The organism is Faunimonas sp. B44 (assembly GCF_052655945.1).
The window spans coordinates 323,832-344,489 of the sequence record NZ_JBQYEX010000002.1 but is presented as its reverse complement, the minus strand read 5'-3'; the positions used below and the strand labels follow the sequence as shown (position 1 = coordinate 344,489).

18 protein-coding genes are annotated in these 20,658 nt (G+C 70.0%); 4 read left to right on the top strand and 14 right to left on the bottom strand.

The genetic code is table 11. From position 1 onward, the window contains the following. Window positions 1-418: 418 nt before the first annotated feature. The 4 genes from ACUN0C_RS04855 to gloB all read right to left on the bottom strand — a co-directional run bounded on the left by ACUN0C_RS04855 (window position 419) and on the right by gloB (window position 4,650). A complete protein-coding gene (locus tag ACUN0C_RS04855) occupies window positions 419-874 on the bottom strand; it encodes a cupin domain-containing protein (RefSeq protein ID WP_445465192.1) in 456 nt (151 codons plus the stop codon). Between the two features lie 99 nt (window positions 875-973). Beyond that, window positions 974-3,169: a molybdopterin cofactor-binding domain-containing protein gene (locus ACUN0C_RS04850; protein ID WP_445465191.1), complete on the bottom strand. Its 2,196-nt coding sequence runs from the start codon at window positions 3,167-3,169 to the stop codon at window positions 974-976. A 4-nt stretch (window positions 3,170-3,173) separates the two neighbouring features. After that, window positions 3,174-3,632: a (2Fe-2S)-binding protein gene (locus tag ACUN0C_RS04845; RefSeq protein ID WP_445465190.1), complete on the bottom strand. Its 459-nt coding sequence runs from the start codon at window positions 3,630-3,632 to the stop codon at window positions 3,174-3,176. Between the two features lie 250 nt (window positions 3,633-3,882). After that, a complete protein-coding gene (gene gloB / locus ACUN0C_RS04840) occupies window positions 3,883-4,650 on the bottom strand; it encodes a hydroxyacylglutathione hydrolase (RefSeq protein ID WP_445465189.1) in 768 nt (255 codons plus the stop codon). Between the two features lie 162 nt (window positions 4,651-4,812). On the opposite strand from gloB, the gene ACUN0C_RS04835 reads away from it, so the two are divergent. Continuing rightward, on the top strand, window positions 4,813-5,559 hold the full coding sequence (locus ACUN0C_RS04835; RefSeq protein ID WP_445465188.1) for a class I SAM-dependent methyltransferase: 747 nt from the start codon (window positions 4,813-4,815) through the stop codon (window positions 5,557-5,559). On the opposite strand, the gene metW is transcribed toward ACUN0C_RS04835, so the two are convergent. From metW to ACUN0C_RS04820, 3 genes are all read right to left on the bottom strand, one after another. Then, on the bottom strand, window positions 5,548-6,162 hold the full coding sequence (gene metW, locus ACUN0C_RS04830; RefSeq protein ID WP_445465440.1) for a methionine biosynthesis protein MetW: 615 nt from the start codon (window positions 6,160-6,162) through the stop codon (window positions 5,548-5,550). The genes ACUN0C_RS04835 and metW overlap by 12 nt on opposite strands. A gap of 23 nt (window positions 6,163-6,185) precedes the next feature. Then, window positions 6,186-7,370, bottom strand: coding sequence for a homoserine O-acetyltransferase MetX (gene metX, locus ACUN0C_RS04825; RefSeq protein WP_445465187.1), 1,185 nt, complete (start codon window positions 7,368-7,370; stop codon window positions 6,186-6,188). A 321-nt stretch (window positions 7,371-7,691) separates the two neighbouring features. Next, window positions 7,692-9,680, bottom strand: coding sequence for a PhoX family protein (locus tag ACUN0C_RS04820; RefSeq protein ID WP_445465186.1), 1,989 nt, complete (start codon window positions 9,678-9,680; stop codon window positions 7,692-7,694). Between the two features lie 262 nt (window positions 9,681-9,942). On the opposite strand from ACUN0C_RS04820, the gene ACUN0C_RS04815 reads away from it, so the two are divergent. Together ACUN0C_RS04815 and ACUN0C_RS04810 are read left to right on the top strand one after the other, a co-directional pair. Continuing rightward, window positions 9,943-11,043: a pyridoxal phosphate-dependent aminotransferase gene (locus ACUN0C_RS04815; RefSeq protein ID WP_445465185.1), complete on the top strand. Its 1,101-nt coding sequence runs from the start codon at window positions 9,943-9,945 to the stop codon at window positions 11,041-11,043. A gap of 2 nt (window positions 11,044-11,045) precedes the next feature. After that, window positions 11,046-11,963 (top strand): prephenate/arogenate dehydrogenase family protein, encoded by a 918-nt coding sequence (locus ACUN0C_RS04810; protein WP_445465184.1) that lies wholly within the window; start codon window positions 11,046-11,048, stop codon window positions 11,961-11,963. A gap of 3 nt (window positions 11,964-11,966) precedes the next feature. Here ACUN0C_RS04810 and ACUN0C_RS04805 read toward each other — a convergent pair whose 3' ends face one another. The 4 genes from ACUN0C_RS04805 to ACUN0C_RS04790 all read right to left on the bottom strand — a co-directional run bounded on the left by ACUN0C_RS04805 (window position 11,967) and on the right by ACUN0C_RS04790 (window position 18,141). Continuing rightward, a complete protein-coding gene (locus ACUN0C_RS04805; protein WP_445465183.1) occupies window positions 11,967-14,048 on the bottom strand; it encodes a PAS domain S-box protein in 2,082 nt (693 codons plus the stop codon). Further along, window positions 14,035-15,570, bottom strand: a complete 1,536-nt coding sequence (locus ACUN0C_RS04800; protein ID WP_445465182.1) for an ATPase domain-containing protein — start codon at window positions 15,568-15,570, stop codon at window positions 14,035-14,037. The genes ACUN0C_RS04805 and ACUN0C_RS04800 overlap by 14 nt, the downstream gene beginning before the upstream one ends. A 383-nt stretch (window positions 15,571-15,953) precedes the next feature. Continuing rightward, the gene (locus tag ACUN0C_RS04795; protein WP_445465181.1) at window positions 15,954-17,069 is read right to left on the bottom strand and encodes a diguanylate cyclase domain-containing protein; all 1,116 of its coding nucleotides are present in this window, start codon (window positions 17,067-17,069) and stop codon (window positions 15,954-15,956) included. 112 nt (window positions 17,070-17,181) lie between these two features. Further along, entirely contained in the window at window positions 17,182-18,141 is a 960-nt protein-coding gene (locus ACUN0C_RS04790; RefSeq protein ID WP_445465180.1) for a DUF2125 domain-containing protein, read from the bottom strand. A 65-nt stretch (window positions 18,142-18,206) separates the two neighbouring features. Here ACUN0C_RS04790 and ACUN0C_RS04785 point away from each other — a divergent pair, with 65 nt between their 5' ends. Continuing rightward, a complete protein-coding gene (locus ACUN0C_RS04785) occupies window positions 18,207-18,785 on the top strand; it encodes a gamma-glutamylcyclotransferase (protein WP_445465179.1) in 579 nt (192 codons plus the stop codon). On the opposite strand, the gene ACUN0C_RS04780 is transcribed toward ACUN0C_RS04785, so the two are convergent. The 3 genes from ACUN0C_RS04780 to ACUN0C_RS04770 form a co-directional block, all read right to left on the bottom strand. Then, a complete protein-coding gene (locus tag ACUN0C_RS04780; RefSeq protein ID WP_445465178.1) occupies window positions 18,743-19,060 on the bottom strand; it encodes a hypothetical protein in 318 nt (105 codons plus the stop codon). The genes ACUN0C_RS04785 and ACUN0C_RS04780 overlap by 43 nt on opposite strands. A gap of 101 nt (window positions 19,061-19,161) precedes the next feature. Further along, entirely contained in the window at window positions 19,162-19,932 is a 771-nt protein-coding gene (locus ACUN0C_RS04775; RefSeq protein ID WP_445465177.1) for a lysophospholipid acyltransferase family protein, read from the bottom strand. Between the two features lie 69 nt (window positions 19,933-20,001). Next, window positions 20,002-20,646: a YdcF family protein gene (locus ACUN0C_RS04770; RefSeq protein WP_445465176.1), complete on the bottom strand. Its 645-nt coding sequence runs from the start codon at window positions 20,644-20,646 to the stop codon at window positions 20,002-20,004. Window positions 20,647-20,658 lie beyond the last annotated feature (12 nt).

Below are 20,658 nucleotides of genomic sequence, written 5' to 3'. Positions count from 1 at the left end.
CTGCCCTCGAACCGAAAGGTGATTTCAGCCGGACCCGAACCGAAGGCGAATCTGCTTGCGACCCGGTGTCGGCGTGATTCGGAGCACCGCCGCCTCATTCTACAACCGGCTGGCGGGCGGTTCCGCTCCGGGACGCTTGGCCAGGGACCGCGGTTGCAGGAGAGGTCGGCGTTGAAAGATGCTGGCGAGCAGAGGTTCCCGGGGGGGCAAACGAGGTGGGGCTCTGCTCGCCAGAACGCGACGGCACTTTGCGCGCAGATGGTCGGCACACGAACATGAACATGACCTGAACGGATCCGTCCATGTCCTTGCTCGCCTGCTGCAGTCCGGGTTGTCGCGTCGCGAGAACCGGGGACATCGGAATCGGCGAGGTACCGTGAATGGCGTTGCAACTGCCGCGGCGCTTCCGAGCGGCGGCTCAATCCTCCCAGCCCTCCGGCGCCCAGCCGGGCGGGGCGAGTTCAAAACCGGGGAAGTGGAAGCCGGGCGACACGGTGCAGCCGACGAGGGTCCATGCGCCGAGGCTCTCCGCAGCCTGCCAGGCGCGTGCCGGCACGATCGCCTGGGGGGCGTGGCTCGCGAGGAGGTCCGGCCCGAGCGTGTGGGACCGCACGATGCCGGCGCCGCTGACGTCGAGGCGAAGCGGCGCGCCGGCGTAGAAGTGCCAGATCTCCGCCGCGTCGACCCGGTGCCAGTGCGAGCGCTCGCCCTCCGCGAGGAGGTAGTAGATCGCAGTGCCGTGCGCCCGGCCGCCGTGGCCGTCCGCGTCGCGGAACGTCTCGCGGAAGTGCCCGCCCTCCGGATGCGGCTCGAGCGCGAGGAGGCGGACGATGTCCGCCGCTTCGAGGGCAGGGGAGAGCGGCGGCCTCGTCACGGCCGCTCCGCCCGCAACCGGATCAGCCGGACAATCTCGGCCGGAGTCGCTCCGGCCGAGGTCCCTGATCGGGCGATCGTCATGCGGTCGACCCGGCGCTCAGGCGCTGAGCGCCTTGGCGATCGGCAGCACCCGGACCGGTCGGCCGGTGGCCGCCCGGATGGCGTTCGCCACCGCCGGCCCGATCGGCGGCACGCCCGGCTCGCCAACGCCCGTCGGCCGCTCCGTCGAGGGCACGATGTGCACCTCCACCTTCGGCATCGCCTCGATGCGCAGCGGCGTGTAGCCGTCGTAGTTCTCCTGGTCGACGCGGCCGTCCGTGAGCGTCAGCTCCTCGGCGAGGATCGCGCCCAGCCCGAAGCCGATGCCGCCCTCCATCTGCGCCCGGACATTGTCCGGATTGACCGCGACGCCGCAATCGACGGCGCAGACCGCCCGCTCCACCCTGACGTTTCCGTCGGTGACGCTCGCCTCGACCACCTGCGCGACATAGGTGCTGAAGCTCTCCGCGAGCGCGATGCCGCGGACCCGGCCCTCCGGCGGCGGCGTGCCCCAGCCGGCCTTCTCGGCCGCGAGCCGCAGCACGGCGGCGTGCCGGGGCGCGTCCGCGAGCATGGCGAGGCGGTAGGCGAGCGGATCGGCGCCCGCCGCCGCCGCGAGCTCGTCGATGAAGGTCTCCACCGCATAGGCCGTGTGGGTCGAGCCGACCGACCGCCACCACAGGATCGGGACGCCGACATCCGTCGTCGTCAGCCCGACCGTCTGGTTCGGCAGCCGGTAGGGCAGGTTGGAGGCGCCCTCCACGGAGGTCGGATCGACGCCGTTCTGCACCGCCTGCTCGAAGGGCGTGCCCTTCATGATGGACTGCCCGACGATGTGGTGCTCCCACGCCACGATCCGCCCCTCGGCGTCGAGGCCGGCCTTCAGGCGGTGGACGTAGGCCGGCCGGTAGCGGCCGCCCTTCATGTCGTCCTCGCGCGTCCACTGCACCCGGACGGGCCGGCCGCCGAGCGCCTTGGACACGGCGACGGCCTCCACGATGACGTCGGCGTCGGCGACGGCGCGCCGGCCGAAGCCGCCGCCCGTCTTCATGACGTGCAGCCGGACCTTGTCGGGCGTGGTCCCGGCGACCTGGGCGGCGACGAACTGGTAGACGTCGGGCATCTGGTGCCCGCCCCAGACCTCGACCGTGCCGTCCTCGCCGATCCGCGCGACCGCATTGAGCGGCTCGAGCGCGGCGTGCGCCAGGTAGGGGAACTCGTACTCCGCGTCGATCACCTTGACCGCGGTCCCGAAGGCGGCGGCGGCGTCGCCCTCGCGACGGGCGATTGCGGCCGGCGCCTCCGCCGCGATCCTGCGGTACTCGGCGAAGATCTCGCCCGAGCCGCGGGTCTCCGCGCCCGCCTCGTCCCATTCGACCTCGACCGCGTCGCGGCCCTTCAGCGCGGCCCACATGTGCTCCGCCACGACCGCCACGCCGCGCGGCGTCGCGACCACGTCGACCACGCCCCGCACCGCCTTCGCCGCCGCACCGTCAAACGACTTCACCCTGGCGCCGAAGCGCGGCGGATGGATCATGACGGCGGTGAGCAGGCCCGGCAGCTTCAGGTCGATCGTGAAGGCGTGCGTCCCGTTGGTCTTCGACCGGCTGTCGTAGCGGCGGACGGTCTCATCGCCGATGACGGTCCAGTCCTCCGGCGCCTTCAGCGCGACGTCGGCCGGCACCGGCTGTTTCGCGGCGGCCTCGGCGAGCTCGCCGAAGCGCGCCGTGCCGGCGCCCGGGTGGCTCACCGCACCATCGGCGACGGTGATCTCGCCGGCCGGCACGTTCCAGGCCTGCGCCGCCGCCGCGACCAGCATCGCCCGCGCCGCCGCCCCTGCCGTGCGGTAGCGGTCCCACGACGAGGCGATGGAGGTCGAGCCGCCGGAGCCCTGCGCCGCACCGCCCCAGGCGAGGTTGCCGTACTTCTTCACGTCGCCCGCGCCGCCGACCACCTCGATCTGGTCCCAGCGTGCGCCGAGCTCCTCCACCACCAGCGTCGCGAGGCCGTGATAGGAGCCCTGGCCCATGTCGAACTGCGACGAGACGATCGTCACCCGGTCGTCCGGCGTGATCGTGAGATAGGCGTCGAACGGGTTCATGGCCTCCGCTGCCGCCGCCTCTCCGGCGGCGAGCGCCGGCCGGAACCCGACGGCGAAGCCGCCGGCGATTGCGGCCGTGCCGATCAGGAAGCCGCGCCGCGTGGCCCGGACCTCGGGGAGGAACGGTGCCGCGATCTTCAGGTTCGTCAGCATGGCGTCAGGCCTCCAGGCGGCGGGCGGATTCGTGGATCGCGCCGCGGATGCGGTGATAGGTGGCGCAGCGGCAGAGATTGCCGCTCATCGCCGCGTCGATGTCGTCGTCGCTCGGCCTCGGCGTCTCGGTGAGGAGCGCGACCGCCGACATGATCTGGCCGGACTGGCAATAGCCGCATTGCGGCACGTCCATCTCCGTCCAGACCGCCTGCACCGTCTCGGCGACCTTGCCGCCGACGCCCTCGATCGTCGTCACCGCCGCGTTGCCGACGTCGCCGACCAGGGTCTGGCAGGCGCGCACCGGCGTCCCGTCGACATGGACGGTGCAGGCGCCGCAGAGCGCCTGGCCGCAGCCGAACTTCGTGCCGGTCAGCCCGATCATGTCCCGGATCGCCCAGAGGAGGGGCATGTCCTCCTCGACGTCCAGCGCGTGGTCTCGTCCATTGACGTTGATCGTCACCATCTGGATGCTCCCCGACGGTCCTTGAGATGTGGGTGAATGGGTAGAGTAGGGCCCGGTCGCCCCGTTCGGGGAGGCCGGTGCCGGATGCCGCCCGGAAGGCGGCGCTGCGTTGTCGTGACTGTGCCGCCATTATCTCCCGAACCGCGGCGCCTGCGCAAGCGGCAGCGGGAGGGTCGATCTACAAGATGGCGTGAAGGGCGGACGGGCCGCGCGGCCCGCCCGTCCGGGCCGGCATGCCGACCTTAATCGGTCAGAAGCGGTCCTTGCGGCGGCGGACCTCGGCGAAGACCTCGGCCGGGTCGGCCCCGCTCAGATCCACCGCCGCCATCACGGTCGGGCTGTCGGCGCGCAGGAACGGGTTGGTCGCGATCTCGCGCCCGATCGTGGTCGGCAGCGTCGCCTTGCCGTCGTTGCGCAGCCGCTCGACCTCCCGCAGCCGCTCGGTCAGCTCCGTGTTGCTGGGATCGACGGTCGCCGCGAAGCGCGCGTTCGCGAGCGTGTATTCGTGGCCGCAATAGACAATGGTGTCGGCGGGCAGCGCCCTGAGCTTCAGGAGCGAGCCCCACATCATCTCCGGCGTGCCCTCGAAGACGCGCCCGCAGCCGAGCGCGAACAGCGTGTCGCCGGCGAAGGCGAGCTTCTCCTCGGGCATGTGATAGGTAACGTGGTCGAGCGTGTGGCCCGGCGTCGCGATCACCTCGACCGGCGTCCCGCCGAAGGTGAAGCGGTCGCCGTCCGAGACGGTTCGGTCGTAGAGCCCGGTCTCCGCCGCGCTCGCGGCCGGCCCGATCACCTCCGCGCCGTAACGCTCCTTCAGGGCCGGGATCCCTTCGACATGGTCGGAATGCTTGTGCGTGACAAGGATGTGCGTGAGCCGCCAGCCCGTCCGCTCCAGCGCCTTCACGATGGCGTCGGCCTCTGGGGCATCGATCGAAGCGGTCGCGCCGCTTGCCGGATCGTGGACGAGCACGCAGAAATTGTCCGATCGGGCCGTGAACTGCGCGATTTCGAATGCCATCGAACTCTCCCTCTGGACCGCCCGAGCCTGCTGTCGATGGCGTTATAGGGAAGCGGTTCCCTGAAGCGAAGAGCGGCCGGGTCGAATTGCGGCCGGGAAGGGGCGACAGCAACCGCTCAAGATGGATAATGGCGCGCCCGGGATTCGCGGGTCGAGGGGGCCATGTATCTCGACGTCATCGAGCTCAGGGACTTCTATCGAACCCTCCTCGGGTCGGTCGTCGCGCGCAAGGTCGGAACCGCCGTGGCCGCCCTCGGCCGTCCGGAGCCGAGTGCGCGCGTCCTGGGCTTCGGCTTCGTCACGCCCTATCTCGGCTCCCTGCGCGGCACCGTCGAGCGCGTGCTCGCCTTCATGCCGGCCGGGCAGGGCGTCCTCGACTGGCCGCCCGAGCATCCGTCCGCCACGGCGCTCGTGCATGAGGACCAGCTGCCGCTGTCGGATGCCAGCGTCGACTGGATCTACCTCATCCATGCGCTGGAAATGTCGGCGCGCCCGCAGGTGCTGATGGAGGAGTTGCGGCGCGTGCTGTCCCCCGGGGGCCGGATCGTCGCCGTTCTCCCGAACCGGCAGGGACCGTGGGCGCGGTCGGACATCTCGCCCTTCGGCTTCGGCCGGCCTTTCTCGCGCGGGCAGGCCAAGCGTCTGTTCAACTCCGTGGGCTTTCAGGCCGAGCAGTGGACGAGCGCGCTCCACATGCCGCCCGTGCGGAGCGCGCCCCTTCTCCGGGCGACCGTCCCGCTCGATCGCGTCGGCGCAGAGCTCTGGCCGGCCTTCTCGGGTGTGATCTGCGTGCGGGCGACCAAGCGCACCGAGTACGTCGCCGCGGTCCGCAAGCAGCGCGTCCTCTCGCCGGCCTTCCGGCCGGCGCTCAACCCGACGCCGGGACTGGCGGGCCGCTCACCGGGTTGAGAGAACGAAGACCGCCTGCTCCCCGATCACGTTCCAGAGCGGCCAGGGCGCCTTCTCGCTCAGGCGATGCCCGCGCCCGTAAAGCGCGACCGCCGCCTCGATCCGCGCGTCAATCTCGTCGGTCAGCGTCAGGAAGTCGTAGATCGTGCAGAAATGGATGTTCGGCGTGTCGTACCAGCTGTAGGGCAGGTTCTCCGTGATCGGCATCCGGCCGTTGAGGAGCAGCTTGGCGCGGATCCGCCAGTGGCCGAAATTCGGGAACGACACGATCGCCTTCCGGCCGATCCGGAGCAGGTGCTCCAGCACGATGCGCGGATTGTAGGTCGCCTGCAGCGTCTGGCTCAGGATGGCGAAGTCGAAGCTCTGGTCGGGATAGGTCTCGAGGTCGTGGTCGGCGTCGCCCTGCACGACCGAGAGGCCGCGGGCGACGGCGAGGTTCACCCCCTTCTGCGACAGCTCGATGCCGCGGCCGTCGACCTGCTTCTCGGTTTCCAGCCGGTGCAGCAGTTCCCCGTCGCCGCAGCCGACGTCGAGGACGCGCGCGCCCGGCGTCACGAAATGGGCGACGACGTCGAGGTCGACGCGTTCCGGATCGGCCCGCATCGTGCCGTTCAGGCCGGTGTTCGTCACGCGATTTCCCGCTTGCGCGCCGCCCCGGCGAGGAATCCGGACATCGTCGCATGCATCTCGGGCTCGTCGAGCAGGAAGGAATCGTGGCCCTTGTCGGTCGCGATCTCGACGAAGGAGACGTTCGCGCCGGCCGCGTTCAGCGCGTGCACGATGGTGCGGTTCTCCGAAGTGGGAAACAGCCAATCGGAGGTGAAGGACATGACGCAGAAGCGGGTGCGCGACCCCTTGAACGCATTTGCGAGAACGCCGCCGTAATCCGCTGCCAGATCGAAATAATCCATCGCCCGCGTCATGTAGAGATAGGAATTGGCGTCGAACCTGTCGACGAAGGTCATGCCCTGGTGGCGCAGATAGGATTCGATCTGGAAGTCCGCGTCGAATCCGAACGTGATGGCGAGCCGGTCCTGCAGGTTCCGCCCGAACTTGCGGTGCAGCGCCTCGTCGGAAAGATAGGTGATGTGGGCCGCCATGCGGGCGACGGCGAGGCCCTTGCGCGGGCTGCGGCCGAGCGTGAGGTAATTGCCGCCGCACCAGTCCGGGTCGGCCATCACCGCCTGGCGGCCGACCTCGTGGAAGGCGATGTTCTGCGAGGAGTGGCGCGCCGCCGTGGCGATCGGGATCGCCGCGAACACCCGGTCGGGATAGGCCGCCGCCCATTGCAGCACCTGCATCCCGCCCATGGACCCGCCGATGACGGCGAAGAGCGTGTCGATGCCGAGCCGGTCGACCAGCATCGCCTGGGCGCGCACCATGTCGGGAATGGTGACGACGGGCAGGGACAGCGCGTAGGGCTCGCCGCTCGACGGATCGAGGGAGGCCGGGCCGGTCGTCCCCATGCAGCCGCCGAGCACGTTCGCGCAGATCACGAAATAGCGCTCGGTGTCGACCGGCCGTCCGGGCCCCACCATCAGCGACCACCAGCCGCCCTTTCCGGTCACCGGGTGGACGTTGGCGACGTGCTGGTCGCCCGTCAGCGCATGGCAGATCAGGACCGCGTTCGACCTGTCGGCATTGAGCGCGCCATAGGTCTGGTAGGCGATCTGGAAGGACGTGAGCGAACCGCCGGAATCGAGTGCCAGCGGCTCGTCCGGACCGAAGCAGGCGACGAGGCTCGAAGGCGTCTGCGCCTCGGTCAGGCGCAACGCCTCGCTTCCGTTCGTGACCTGGTCCGCCGCTCTCATCCCGGTTCCGCCCGTTGGGCTGCCCGCTTTGGGAGCCAATCCCCCGCCTGTCAAGCGCGGAGTGGGACGGCCGGGCCCGGCCGACCCGACCCGTCTCTGACGGCGTGCTCGGCGGCCTTGTGCAGCAGCTCCTCGAGTTCGGCGAAAGCGTTCTCGACGGGGCTGAAGCCGGGGCTGCGGCGCAACGGCGCGAATGCCCGGACGCGAAGATCGCTTGGTCCCGCTCTCGGCGTCTCCGCCGGCCTCTTTGGCCGGCGGGTGGCTTGGTCGGAACCGGACGCGCGGGGAATTCCCCACGATCCGATCGGTTGGGCGCGAACCCTAGAGGGCGATCTTGCCGCCGCCCTGGCGCGTGATCACCACGACCGAGGGCCGGGTCGGCATGTCGTCGCGGAAATCCGGCCAGCGGGTCGAGAGGTCCTCGTAATAGGACGGGCGGCCGAAGCCTTCCCAGTCCTCGCCGCCGTCGGCGGGGTGCTGCACGGCCAGGAACATGGTCTCCATGTCCTCGGTGAGGAGGGGGCCGCACATCTCCGCGCCGACGGGCACGCGGTAGAAGAGCTTGGACGTGGCGCGGGCCTCGCCCTCGGTGTCCACCGCCCACAGGCCGTCGGTCCGGCCGGTCTTCTTCGGCGAGTTGCCGTCCGTCGAGACCCAGAGCCGCCCCTCCGCGTCGATGGCGCAATTGTCCGGCATGCCGAACCAGCCGTTTGCGGTCGTTGCGGTCGAGAAGGAGGCGCCGACCTCAGCCACGCTCGGGTCGCCGCACTTCAGGAGAACCTCCCAGGCGCCTTCCGTGGCCGTGAAATCGCCGCCGTCCTCGGCGATCTCGATGATGTGGCCGAAGGCGTTCGCCGCGCGCGGATTGGCGGCGTCGACCTGGTCGTCCTTGCGCCGGCTGTTGTTGGTGAGCATCACGTAGACCTTGCCGGTCTTGCCGTTCGGCTCGACGTCCTCCGGCCGGTCCATCTTGGTCGCGCCGAGGAGGTCGCCGGCCCGGCGCGCCTCGATCACCACGTCGGCCTGGCTCTGGAAGCCGTTCTCCGCCGTCAGCGGGCCTTCGCCGTGGACGAGTGGCAGCCATTGCATGCGGCCGTCCTCGCCGAATTTCGCCACGTAGAGCGTGCCCTCGTCGAGGAGGTCCATGTTGGTGGCGCGGTCGTCGGGATCGTAGGTGCCCGCCGTCACGAACTTGTACACGTAGTCGAAGCGCTCGTCGTCGCCCATGTAGAAGACGACGCGGCCGTCCGCGGCGACGATCGACTCCGCGCCCTCATGCTTGAAGCGGCCGAGCGCGGTGCGCTTCTTCGGGACCGCGTTGGCGTCGTGCGGATCGACCTCGACGATCCAGCCGAACCGGTTCGCCTCGTTCGGCTCCTTGGAGACGTCGAAGCGGTCGTAGTGGTTCGACCAGTCGTAGGTGCCTTGGGGCACGCCGACGCGCTTGTAGTTCACCGCCTCGGCATGATCGGCCGGCAGCTCGCCGCCGAAATAGCCGTGGAAGTTCTCTTCAGCCAGGATGTACGTGCCCCAGGGCGTGACGCCGCCGGCGCAGTTGTTGATCGTGCCGAGCACGCGCGTTCCGGTCGGATCCGCGCTCGTCTGGAGCCGCGGGCTGCCTGCGGCGGGCCCGGTGATCTCCATCTCCGTGTCGGCGGTGATGCGGCGGTTGTAGGGCGAGTCCTTCACCACCTGCCACTTGCCGCCGTCCTTGCGGATCTCGACGATCGTGCCGCCATGCGCGGCCATCTCGACGTCGACCCGCTCCTTGGTGGCCGGCGCGATCTGCGGCTTGCCGTCGACGATCTCGACGATGCCCGGGAACATCAGCTGCTCGGCCGTGTATTCGTGGTTGACGACCAGCAGGCCGCGCGTGTTCGACCCCTCGAGCGGGATGAAGCCGACATAGTCGTTGTTGTAGCCGAACTGCCGGCGCTGTTTCTCCGCGGTCTGCGCCACCGGGTCGAACTCCGGCGCGTCCGGGAAGATCGGATCGCCCCAGCGCAGCAGGACGTCGGCGTCGTAGCCCTCGGCGACGTGGTGATCGGCGTCGACGCCGGCCTCGACCTCCTTGAAGCTGAAGGCGGAACCGCCGTTCGCCCTGGCCTGGTCCGCCGTCATCAGCGCCAGCGGGCTGACGGTCGCGGAGATCGCCGAGACGGCGAGCGCGCCCTTCAGCAGACCGCGGCGGGAGAAGCGGGCGGCGATGATCTCGCCCATGGTCGGATTGCCGGTGGGGTTGAGCGGCTCGCCGGCCGCCGCCTCCAGCAGGCTGGTCCGGAAACCGGGATGGTTCGCGTGCTCGTTCATGTGTCGGCCCCTGAAAAGATGACTGGCTGACTCCACTTTGTTTGGAGTCATTCCAAACTGGCTAGGGGCGCTCCGTGACAGGCGCTTGTCAGCCCGATGACACTTCTGCCGACGGCGTCCGATGGCGTCGCTCCGGGCGGGGCCTGCGACTCTCCCTTTGCCTTCGCATCCGCCGGCGGCTATCACCTGCCGTCCTCCCGGAGTGATCGAAGAAGGGCGTCCGCTCGGCGGTGCGCCCTGCGGAAGCCTGCAAGAGCCGTCCATGACCGAAAAGATGCGTCCCGAGCCGCGGCCGGGTGTCCTCGAGATCGCGGCCTACGTGCCCGGCGACGACCGGAGCGCGGCCGCGAAAGTGTTCAAGCTGTCGTCCAACGAGACGCCGCTCGGGCCGAGCCCGCGCGCCGTGGAGGCCTACCGCGCCAACGCCGACCGGCTGCACGTCTATCCGGAGGGCTCGTCCCGGCTCCTGCGCGAGGCGATCGCCGCCGCACACGGGATCGGCGCGGAGCGCATCGTCTGCGGCAACGGCTCCGACGAGCTGCTCACGCTCATCGCCCAGACCTATCTCCGGCCCGGCGACGAGGCCGTCTACAGCGCGCACGGCTTCCTCGTCTACCGCATCGCCATCCTCGCCGCCGGCGGCGTGCCCGTCGTCGCGCCGGAGCGCGAGGAGACCGCCGACGTCGACGCCATCCTCGCCGCCGTCACGCCGCGCACGCGGATCGTCTACCTCGCCAACCCGAACAACCCGACCGGCACCTACCTGCCGTATGCCGAGGTGAAGCGGCTGCACGCGGCGCTGCCCGGCAACGTCCTCCTCGTGCTCGACGCCGCCTACGCGGAATACGTCCGCCGCAACGACTATTCGAGCGGGCTGGAGCTCGCCGCCGAGGCCGACAACGTGGTGATGACGCGGACCTTCTCGAAGATCCACGGGCTCGCCAATCTGCGGCTCGGCTGGGCGTTCGGGCCGGCTCACGTCGTCGACGCGCTGAACCGCACCCGCGGCCCGTTCAACGTGACCGGCCCGGCGCTCGCCGCGGGCGTCGAGGCGGCCGCCGACCGCGCCCATGTCGAGGCGGCGGTCGCCCACAATTCGGAATGGCTCGCCTGGGTCTCCGCCGAGCTCGCCCGCCTCGGGCTGCGCGTCACCCCGAGCGTCGGCAATTTCGTGCTGATCCACTTCCCGGCGGAGCCGGGCCGGGGCGCCGTCGCGGCCGACCGCTTCCTGCGCGAGCGCGGCTTCGTGCTTCGCCGCGTCGCCGGCTACGGGCTGCCGGACGCGCTGCGCATGACGATCGGCAGCGCGGAGGCGAACCGCGGCGCCGTCGCGGCCCTCTCCGACTTCCTCGGCGGGGCGTGACGATGCCTGTCCGTTTCGAGCGGCTGGCGCTGATCGGCATCGGCCTGATCGGCTCCTCCATTGCGCGCGCGGCGCGGCAGGCCGGCATCGTCGGCAGCATCGCCGTGCAGAGCCGCCGGCCGGAGACGGTGGCGACCGCCGAACGGCTCGGCCTCGGCGACGATTACACCACCGACATCGCCGAAGCGGTGGCGGGGGCGGACCTCGTCGTCGCCTGCGTGCCGGTCGGCGCGTGCGAGGCGGTGGCGAAGGCGATGGCCCCGCATCTCGCCGACGGCGCCATCGTGTCCGACGTCGGTTCGGTGAAGGCCGCCGTCATCCGCCAGATGGAGCCGCACCTTCCCGACCGCGTCCATTTCGTGCCGGCGCATCCGGTCGCCGGGACGGAGCATTCCGGGCCGGAGGCCGGCTTCGCCGAGCTCTTCCGGAACCGCTGGTGCATCCTGACCCCGCTGCCGGGCACCGACCCGGACGCGACCGCACGGCTTCGGGCGTTCTGGGAGGCGCTCGGCTCGAACGTCGAGGCCATGCCGGCCGAGCATCACGACATGGTGCTCGCCATCACCAGCCACGTGCCGCACCTCATCGCCTACAACATCGTCGGCACGGCCGCCCATCTCGAGGAGGTCACCCAGTCGGAGGTGATGAAGTTCGCCGCCGGCGGCTTCCGCGACTTCACCCGCATCGCCGCCTCGGACCCGACCATGTGGCGCGACGTCTTCCTCAACAACAGGGAAGCGGTGCTGGAGATGCTCGCCCGCTTCAACGAGGACCTGACGACCCTTCAGCGCGCAATCCGCTGGGGCGACGGCGACACGCTGCTCGAGCTCTTCACGCGCACCCGCGCGATCCGCCGCGGCATCATCGAGGCCGGCCAGGAGGTCGCGGCGCCGGATTTCGGCCGCCAGGCGATGCGGTAGCGCTCACCCGGGCGTTCCTTCGGATCGCGCCTCGCCTGTCGTGTCGGCACAGCGCTGCGCACGCTCCGGCCGATGCAGCGCCGAGGCGAGCGTATGGCCGAGCGTCTCCATGCGGTAGGGTTTGCGCAGGACCGGCAGGCCGAGCTCCGCCGCGGTCGAGAGCGACTGGCCGTCATAGCCGGTGGTGAGCACGATCGGCAGCCCCGGCCTGCGCCTGCCGATCTCGCGTGCGAGCTTCGTGCCGTCGAGCCCGCCCGGCATCAGGATGTCGGAGAAGACGATGTCGATCCTGCGCCCGTCGGCCAGGGCGCCGAGCGCGGCCGCGGCGTTCGCGACGCGCGTGACCCGATAGCCGAGCTGGCCGATCATGTCGGCGACGAGCGCGGCGACCTCGTCGTCGTCCTCCACCAGCAGGACGCTCGCGCCGGCGGCAGGGCCGTCGGGGGGAGGGGCGGCCGACCGGCCGAACTCTGCCGCGCCGGCGGCGGCCACGCTCCGTTCGGCGCGTGGCAGGAGTATCGTCACCGTCGTTCCGGCGCCGACGGCGCTGTCGATCTGGACGATGCCGCCCGACTGCTTGGCGAAGCCGTAGATCTGGGCGAGGCCGAGCCCCGATCCCTTGCCGATGTCCTTGGTCGTGAAGAAGGGCTCGAACACCCTGGCGATCACCTCCGGGGCCATCCCGGTCCCGGTGTCCGAGACCGACAGGCGCACGAAGTCCCCCGCGATCTCTTCGAGCGCGAGCGCCGGGGCGTTCTCCGCCCGGATGGAGAGAACGCCGCCGTCCGGCATCGCATCGCGCGCGTTCACGGCGAGGTTGAGGACCGCGACCTCGAGCTGGGTGGGATCGACGTCGACGGCCCAAAGGTCGGGCGCGAACTCCATCGTGACCTCGATGTCGCCGCGCAGGCTGCGCGCGAGCAGTTCGCCCATGGCGCCGATCTGCTGATGAAGCAGCAGCGGCTCCGGCTCCAGCGCCTGCCGGCGCGCGAAGGTGAGAAGCTGGCGGGTGAGGGCCGCGCCGCGGTCGACAGCCTGGCGCATGCCGTCCATCACCCGCTGCCGCCGCTCCGGATCGTCGTGCCGGAAGAGCATGTCCAGGCCGCCGGAAATGGCCATCAGGAGGTTGTTGAAGTCGTGCGCGACGCCGCCGGTGAGCTGCCCGACCGCTTCCATCTTCTGGGCCTGGGCGAGGGCGCCCTGCGCCTCGCTCAGTTCGGTGGTGCGCTCCAGGACGCGCGCCTCGAGCGTTTCGTTCAGTCGCCGGAGCTCCGCTTCGGCGCGCTTGCGGTCGCTGATGTCGCGGGCGAAGGCCTGCCAGCGCCCGTCGGCGAGGACGCGGGCGGTGATCTCCACGTCGATGGCGGAACCGTCCTTGCAGCGCAGCCGCCATTCCGATGCGAGCGACCGGCCGTCGACCTGCGTCACCATCCAGTCTTCGAAGGGGCGCTTGTCGTCTTCCACGAGCGGTATGCCGCCGGAACGCCCGAGGAGCTCCTCCCGCCGGTAGCCGAGAAGATTGCACGCGGCCGGGTTGACGTCCGTCAGGCGCCGGTCGGCGGCGGCGATGAAGATCGCGTCGGCCGCGTTCTCGAAGAGCTCGCGCAGGCGCTCTTCGCCGGCCCGGCGCTCTGCCTCCGCGCGCGCGCGCTCCTCCAGCAGCCGGGCGGCCTCCAATTGCCGCTGCCGGGCTCTGGCCGATGCCCGCGTCGCGCGGACGACCGTGTCCGGCCGAAGGGGCCGTTCGAGCAGGGTGATGTTGCCGAGCGCGTCGCGGAGAGCCGCCCGGCGCTCGTCGGCATCGTTGGTGCGCAGGGAAAGGAGGACGAACGGGAAATCCGACCACGCCGGCTGGGCCTCCAGCCATCTGCGCACCGCCTCCACGTCGCGCGCGTCCCTGAAGGCCTCTTCCGCGATGACCGCTGCGGCCGCTTCGCTCAGGCCCGCCAGCAGCCCGGCAACGTCCTGGCAGACCTCGCCCTCGAAGCCGGCGCCGACGAGGATGTGCCGGACGACGGCTCCGTCGCGGCCGATCGGCGCCAGGATGAGGACCTTCCTCGGGGGCTGATGGCTACTCTCCTGCATCGCGCGGCTCGATCAGGCGCTCGGACGAGCCGCTGAACGTCGGGACCCCGGTCAGGATGCCTCGAAACTCTTCCAAAGCGGGTCCGATGCGGATGCCGTGACCGTCGATGAAGTATTCGCGAATCGTGCGTTCGTGATGTCCGGTGCGCTTCTTCACCACGGAAATCGCATGGCGGATGCGGCCTCGCGCTTCGAAATAGCGCAGGAGGAGGACCGTGTCGCTCAGATAGGTGAGGTCGACCGGCGACTGCATGTGCCCGACGAGCCCGTGCTGCGCCAGCAGGAGCAGGGTTATGACCCCCTGCTGGTTCAGATATGTGAGCAGCTCGTGCATCTGCAGGAGCATGAAGTGCTCCTCGGGCATGGCGTTCATGAACCCGCTCAGCGAATCGAGCGCCACGATGCTGACGTCGCCATCCTCCACGGCGGCGCGGACCCGTCCGACGAGTTCGCCCGGGGAGAGCTCCGCCGGGTCGATCTGGTGCAGCTTCAGCCTGCCGGTGGCCAGGTAGGGCTCGAGGTCGATGCCCATGCCCTTCGAGCGCTTCAGGAGGATGCGGCGCGTCTCGTCGAACGAGAAGACCACCGCCTTCTCCCCGCGCTCGAGCGCGGCATGGATGACCTGGAACACGAGCGATGACTTTCCGCAGCCGGCCGGTCCCATCACGAGCGTGCTGGTGCCGCGGTCGAACCCGCCGCCGAGCAGCGCGTCGAACTCGGCCACGCCCGAGGTCGCAGGTTCCGTGTCGTCGAACGCGCGGTGATGGTCGGAGGCGACGAGCCGCGGATAGACCGTGATGCCCCCGCGCCGGATGGTGAAGTCGTGAAAGCCGCCACGGAAATTCGTCCCCCGCATCTTGAACACGCGAAGGCGGCGGCGTTCGGACCCATACTGAACGGCGATCTGCTCGAGGCGAATCACGCCATGGCTGATCGAGTGGAGGTTCAGGTCGTCGCCTTCGGAGGTGAGGTCGTCGAGCAGCAGAACGGTGCAGGCGTGCTGCGCGAAATAGTGCTTTAAGGCGAGCACCTGCCGGCGGTAGCGCAGCGACGACTGCGCGAGGAGGCGGATCTCCGAAAGGCTGTCGAACACGATCCGCTGCGGCCTGACCGTGTCGACCTGTTCCAGCACGGTCTGCACGGTTTCGCCGAGCTCGAGGTCGGCCGGATAGACCACCGTCTGGGTCTGATCGGAATCGAGGCTCAGTTCGGGCGGCACGAGCTCGAAGATCTCGATGCTCTCGAGCGACCAGCCATGGGTCTTGGCGACGGCGAGAAGCTCGTTCTTCGATTCCGACAGCGTGATGTAGAGGCCCCGTTCGCCGCGCGCGGCCCCGTCCATGAGGAACTGGAGCCCGATCGTGGTCTTTCCGGACCCCGGCGCACCTTCCAGCAGGTGGACCCGGTGGCGGGCGAACCCGCCGGCGAGAACGGCATCGAGCCCTGGCACGCCCGAGGGCACGACGGCAGGTTCATCGAGTTGCACGTTGTCGTGCGTCGTGTGCCCGGACGAAACTGACATGCAGCGATACGACCCCGCTCATTGCGCGATCCGGGCGGCGCGGTCCGGGACCGAATGTAGCCGTCGAAGCGCTTTGGCGCCCCGTTAACGAGCAGGATGGCGGTTTTGTTTCTGCGACTAACCCGGACTTCCCGACCGCATGCCGCGTAGCCTTTGGGCCTATGCGAGGGCTGCGTTCTGTCGCTGCTACCGCGGGCCTGCCGTCGCCATGCGGACAGGATCCCATCGGGATCCGTGATGCACGTTCCGCATGGTCGTCCGACTGGGGTCCGGTGCCGAAGAGCTGGCGATCGGCTCTTGCCACCGCCGCGTTCCGCGAGGCGCCGCACGCGAGAGGCACCGAGGCGATTGCCGTCGGCGCAGCCCGTGGGCGAGGTCCGGTGTCACCCCGTCTTCGCGAGGACTCGATTTTCCCTGCTCACCCGACGGCCGACCTCTGCAGTGCGGCCCGAATGCGTCGGCGGGCCGTAGACCCGGAAGGTGTTCCGGCCGGCCGCCTTCGCGGCATAAAGGGCGGCGTCGGCGCGCATGAAGAGTTCCTCGGCGGCGCAGCCGTTCGCGTGCGCGATGCCGACCGAGGCGCCGAGCCTCAGGGTTTCGCCGCCGAGTTCCACCGGCCGGCTCACGGCGCGGACGATCGCATTGGCCAGGCGCTCGATCCCGGTGCGGGCCGGGTCGGGTCCGAGGAGCACGGCGAACTCGTCGCCGCCGATCCGCGCGACGAGTTCGGCCTCCTGGCAGGCGCGGGCGAGACGCTGGGCCGCGAGCTTCAGGCACTCGTCGCCGAGGGCGTGGCCGTAGGTATCGTTCACCTGCTTGAAGCCGTCGAGGTCGACGAGAAGGAGGGCGCCGATCCGGCTCTCTTCGGGACCCGAACTCTCCAGTTCGGCCAGCCTGGCCTGGAAGCGCGCGCGGTTGGAGAGGCCGGTCATGACGTCGAACTCCGCCAGGTAGCGGGTCCGGTCGGCGAGGATCTTCTCCTCGGTGATGTCCTGCTTCATTCCGAAGATGCGGACGGCCCGCCCGTTCTCGCACTCGACGGTCGCGGTGATCCGGATCCAGCGGTGCCGGCCGGCGGCCGTGACGATCTCCGCGTCGAGACCGAATCCGCTGCGCTCGGCGATCGCCTGGCTGCGCAGCCGGTGCAGCTCTTGCCGAGACTGTTCGGAATAGCAGGTGAGGATATGGTTCCGGTCGAGAGCGGAACCCCGCGGCAGGTCGAAGATGTCGTAGACGACATCCGTCCAGCGGAGCGTCTGATCGGGGAGGTCGCATTCCCAGACGCCGATCCGGGCGGCCTCGGATGCGCGCGCGAAGGTCTTGCGGCTGTGGGCGAGTGCGGCCTCCTGCTCGCGGATGATGCGTGCCTTTGCCGCGAGCTCCGCTTCCAGGCGCGCGATGATCGCGGCCGATTCCGTTCCGGCCTTCGGGGCAACCGGCTCGTTCGCCGGCGCGCCGGCGGCCGCCGATGGAACACGGATGTGCTGGATGCCGGCCATGCGAGCTGATGCGTCCCCTTCTCCCATCGGCCCATAGACTAGCCGACATGGCATTAAGACTTCCCTTCGGTCAACCGCTGGCGATCCGGGGGACCCGCGGCCGGCCTGTGGCTCACCAGAGCGGAGGAAGGCGTCCGGCCGAGAGCATCGCGATCGAGAGCTTGCCGCGGTCGACGACCACGTCGATCTCGCGCGCCGGCCGGCCGTCGCGTTCGACGGATCGGCCGAAGGCGAGCAGGCCCGCGACGACGGTGTTCGCCATGCCGCGGGCGCCCTCGGGAAGGAGCGCGACGAATTCCGGCAGCCGGTCGATATCGGCGATCGAGAGGGTGAGCCGCCCGTGGGGGATGCCGTCGGGGCTGACGGCGAGATCGCCGGAGAGGAGCGCGTCGAGCGAGCCGGAGGCGATCGCGAGCCGCAGGGCGGAGATGTCGAGCCCGTCGGCGCGGGGCTCGACGCTTCCGGTGAGGAGGGCGGCTGCGGGGGCGGCGACCTCCGCCCCGAGATCGAGGTCGAAGGCGGGCAGGGCGGTCCCCGCGAATTCGGCCGCCACCGCCTCGGCGCGGGCGGCGACCGTGCTCCACTGCCCCGACCCGCCGGACGGCGCGACCTCGGCGTTGAGCGATCCGAAGGCGAGGCTCAACTCGCGCCAGGCGAGCTTCAGCCCGGACGCGTCGATCGCGGCCCTGTCGCCCGCGGTCGCGACGCTGCCGTCGGCATTGTCCCAGGCGAGCGTCACGGGCTCCGGGAGCGCAGCCCCGCCGATCTCGGCCGGCCCGCCGAAATCGAGCGCGAGCGTAGTCGGGCGATAGATCGCCGCCTGCGCCGTCATCGTCCTGAGCGATGCGGACAGTCCCCGGGCCGAATCGGTTGCGCCTGCGCCGTGGCACTCGAGACGGATGTGGAACGGGAAGCCGCCGATCGTCCGGTCGCCGCAGGCGAGCGCGATCGGCCCCGATGCGGCGTCGACGGCGAGTCCGACGGCGTCATCGACGCGGCCCGCGAGCACGTGCCAGCCGACCGCCCAGGTCGCAGCCAGAATCACAACGAAAGCAAGGAGAAGACGGCGCATGGCGTTCCCGTACGCAGCGGTTGCGGCGGCGTGATGGCGCTGCTACCGACACCCGAGGATATTCCATGAACTATCTCTGGGTCTTCGGCTACGGTTCGCTGATGTGGCGCCCTGGCTTTTCCTACGTGGAGGCCCGTCCCGCCCGCATGATCGGCGTCCATCGCGCGCTCTGCGTCTATTCCTGGGTGCACCGGGGCACGCCGGAGCGGCCCGGACTTGTCCTCGGCCTCGACCGCGGCGGGACCTGCCGCGGCATCGCCTTCCGGGTCGCAGCCGAGGACAGCACGGCCGTCATCGGCTATCTTCGCGCCCGCGAGCAGGTCACCGGCGTCTACCTGGAGCAGATGCGGGCGGTGCGCTTCGAGGACGGGCGGACGGCGCAGGCACTGACCTACGTCGTCGACCGGGCGCACGAACAATATGCCGGCAAGCTCGGCGCCCACGACCAGCTCCGCATCGTCGCGCAGGCGCAGGGGCAGTCGGGCCGCAACGCGGAATACGTCATCAATACTGCCCTCCACCTCGCCGCCATGGGCGTACCCGACCGACTGCTGAGTGCGCTGGCGGAACGGCTCGGCGCGGGCGAGCATCTCGATGCCGATCAGGCAGCGTCCGAGACGGCCGACCCGGGCGCAAGATCCTGAATTATGCGCGTGCGCTCGGCCGGGCTGGAGGCGAGGAAATGCACGAACACCGCGCATCCGGCAGTCGTTTCCGCAGGGGTTTCGGCCGCGGGGCCGACCCATGTAACGGCGTCGCCATCGGCGAGGATCGCCACGGTGCCCTCCCAGTTCGGGAGATCCTCGGCTTCCGTGCGCGTGAAGAGATAGCGCGCGCCCGAGCGCCCGATCCAGTAGCGGTACCGGTCGAGAAGGCCGGCCTCGCGGGCGATCTGCGGAATGGACGACGATCGGGTCATGGCCGTTGCCCAGCAACGCTGGAACATAAAGGGAACGCTGTATAGCCGCAACAATGGCTGCATGTCAACCAGGCGCCGACGGTGAGCGACTGACGGCTGCCTCAGCCGGTCTCTGCCGCCGCCTCGCCGGGCGCGGAGTAACGGCGGAGCGCCGGATTGCGCGCGATTGCTTCCCGGATGACGGCGTCCGTCTCGCCTTCGAGCCGCTCCTTCAGCAATGCCGCGAAGGCGTCCGCCTCAAGTCCCGGCGCGATCGGCGGAAGACAGCTGAGGGTGACCGTGCCCGGCCGATGCGCGATGGAGCGGCGTGGCCAGAACAGCCCGGAATTCAGCGCCACCGGCAGACACGGGATCTGCAGGGCGCGATAGAGGTGAACGACGCCGTAGCGGTATGCGGGCGGCGCGAGCGGCGCCCGGCGGGTGCCTTCCGGGAAGATGATGATCTGGCGCCCTTCGGCCGCGGCGCGCCTTGCGCGCTCCGTCATGCCGGCGAGCGCCTTGCTGCGCTTTCCGCGGTCCACGGGAATCTGGCCGAACTTCCAGAGGTACCAGCCGAACAGCGGGACCCAGAGGAGTTCGCGCTTCAGGATGAAGGTCGGGCGCTCGAACAGGCTGACGAGACGGAGCGTCTCCCACGCCGACTGGTGCTTCGCCGCCACGAGCAGCGGGCCGTCCGGTATGTTGTCCCGCCCTCGGATGTCCTCGTCGATGCCGCAGATGATCCGGTACAGCCACAGCATGGATCGGGCCCAGAAATGGACGACGGGCCAGCCGTAGCGCTCGGGCAGGAGCAGGACCGGGGAAAACAGGACGCCTTCCACGAGAAAGGCAACGTAGGCGGCGAAATAGAAGACGATCGAGCGAAGGAGCACTGGCCGTTCCTGGTGTGCGTTCGATACGGCCGAATCCGACCGGCCGCCGATCGGCCGATCCGCGCCGGCTCAGCCGAGCCGCGCCACGATATACTTGGTGTATTCGACCAGGAGAAGCCGCAAGGTCTGCCGATTGGAGTACCACCCGGAGAGCTTCTCGGTGTGGATCGGGAATGGCACGAGCCTGACGTTCGGCAGTTCGCGCGCCATCTCCGCGAGGCTGCGGGGCATGTGATAGGCGCTGGTCACGACGATGAGGGAATCGTAGCCGTTGACGCGGGCCCATTCACGCGTTTCTCGCGCGTTCCCCTTGGTATCGTGCGCCGCATAGCCGATATCGACGCAGCAATCGAGGAGGGCGGCGAGCTTCGGCGTGCGGTCTGCCAGCGCGTCCGGGCTCGTCCGTTCGTATACGCCTGAGATGAGCAGGCGGTTCGCCGAGCCGCGGCCGAGGAGGTCCACCGCACCCTCGATCCGCTGGGCGCCCCCTGTCAGAGCGACGATCCCGTCCGCCTGGGGCCGGGCCGGCGGGCGGCTGTTCGTCACCTGATCCGCGAACACGAGGAAGCCGCCGACGAAGGCCGAGAAGGCGACGACTGCCACGACCGAGAGAAGCCGGATCATGAGGCTCACCGGCCTGAAGCGTCTGGCGACGCCCGTGGGGGTCGCGCCGAGATCATCGACCGTAGCCATGCCGCCGAACATGCCCGTCATATCCGGCAGTGT

Coding starts and splice junctions, on each gene's coding strand:
- ACUN0C_RS04850 (WP_445465191.1), bottom strand. CDS start 3,169: ATGCTGACGAACCTGAAGATCGCGGCACCGTTCCTCCCCGAGGTCCGG.
- ACUN0C_RS04845 (WP_445465190.1), bottom strand. CDS start 3,632: ATGGTGACGATCAACGTCAATGGACGAGACCACGCGCTGGACGTCGAG.
- gloB (WP_445465189.1), bottom strand. CDS start 4,650: ATGGCATTCGAAATCGCGCAGTTCACGGCCCGATCGGACAATTTCTGC.
- ACUN0C_RS04835 (WP_445465188.1), top strand. CDS start 4,813: ATGTATCTCGACGTCATCGAGCTCAGGGACTTCTATCGAACCCTCCTC.
- metW (WP_445465440.1), bottom strand. CDS start 6,162: ATGCGGGCCGATCCGGAACGCGTCGACCTCGACGTCGTCGCCCATTTC.
- metX (WP_445465187.1), bottom strand. CDS start 7,370: ATGAGAGCGGCGGACCAGGTCACGAACGGAAGCGAGGCGTTGCGCCTG.
- ACUN0C_RS04820 (WP_445465186.1), bottom strand. CDS start 9,680: ATGAACGAGCACGCGAACCATCCCGGTTTCCGGACCAGCCTGCTGGAG.
- ACUN0C_RS04815 (WP_445465185.1), top strand. CDS start 9,943: ATGACCGAAAAGATGCGTCCCGAGCCGCGGCCGGGTGTCCTCGAGATC.
- ACUN0C_RS04810 (WP_445465184.1), top strand. CDS start 11,046: ATGCCTGTCCGTTTCGAGCGGCTGGCGCTGATCGGCATCGGCCTGATC.
- ACUN0C_RS04805 (WP_445465183.1), bottom strand. CDS start 14,048: ATGCAGGAGAGTAGCCATCAGCCCCCGAGGAAGGTCCTCATCCTGGCG.
- ACUN0C_RS04800 (WP_445465182.1), bottom strand. CDS start 15,570: ATGTCAGTTTCGTCCGGGCACACGACGCACGACAACGTGCAACTCGAT.
- ACUN0C_RS04795 (WP_445465181.1), bottom strand. CDS start 17,069: ATGGCCGGCATCCAGCACATCCGTGTTCCATCGGCGGCCGCCGGCGCG.
- ACUN0C_RS04790 (WP_445465180.1), bottom strand. CDS start 18,141: ATGCGCCGTCTTCTCCTTGCTTTCGTTGTGATTCTGGCTGCGACCTGG.
- ACUN0C_RS04785 (WP_445465179.1), top strand. CDS start 18,207: ATGAACTATCTCTGGGTCTTCGGCTACGGTTCGCTGATGTGGCGCCCT.
- ACUN0C_RS04780 (WP_445465178.1), bottom strand. CDS start 19,060: ATGACCCGATCGTCGTCCATTCCGCAGATCGCCCGCGAGGCCGGCCTT.
- ACUN0C_RS04770 (WP_445465176.1), bottom strand. CDS start 20,646: ATGACGGGCATGTTCGGCGGCATGGCTACGGTCGATGATCTCGGCGCG.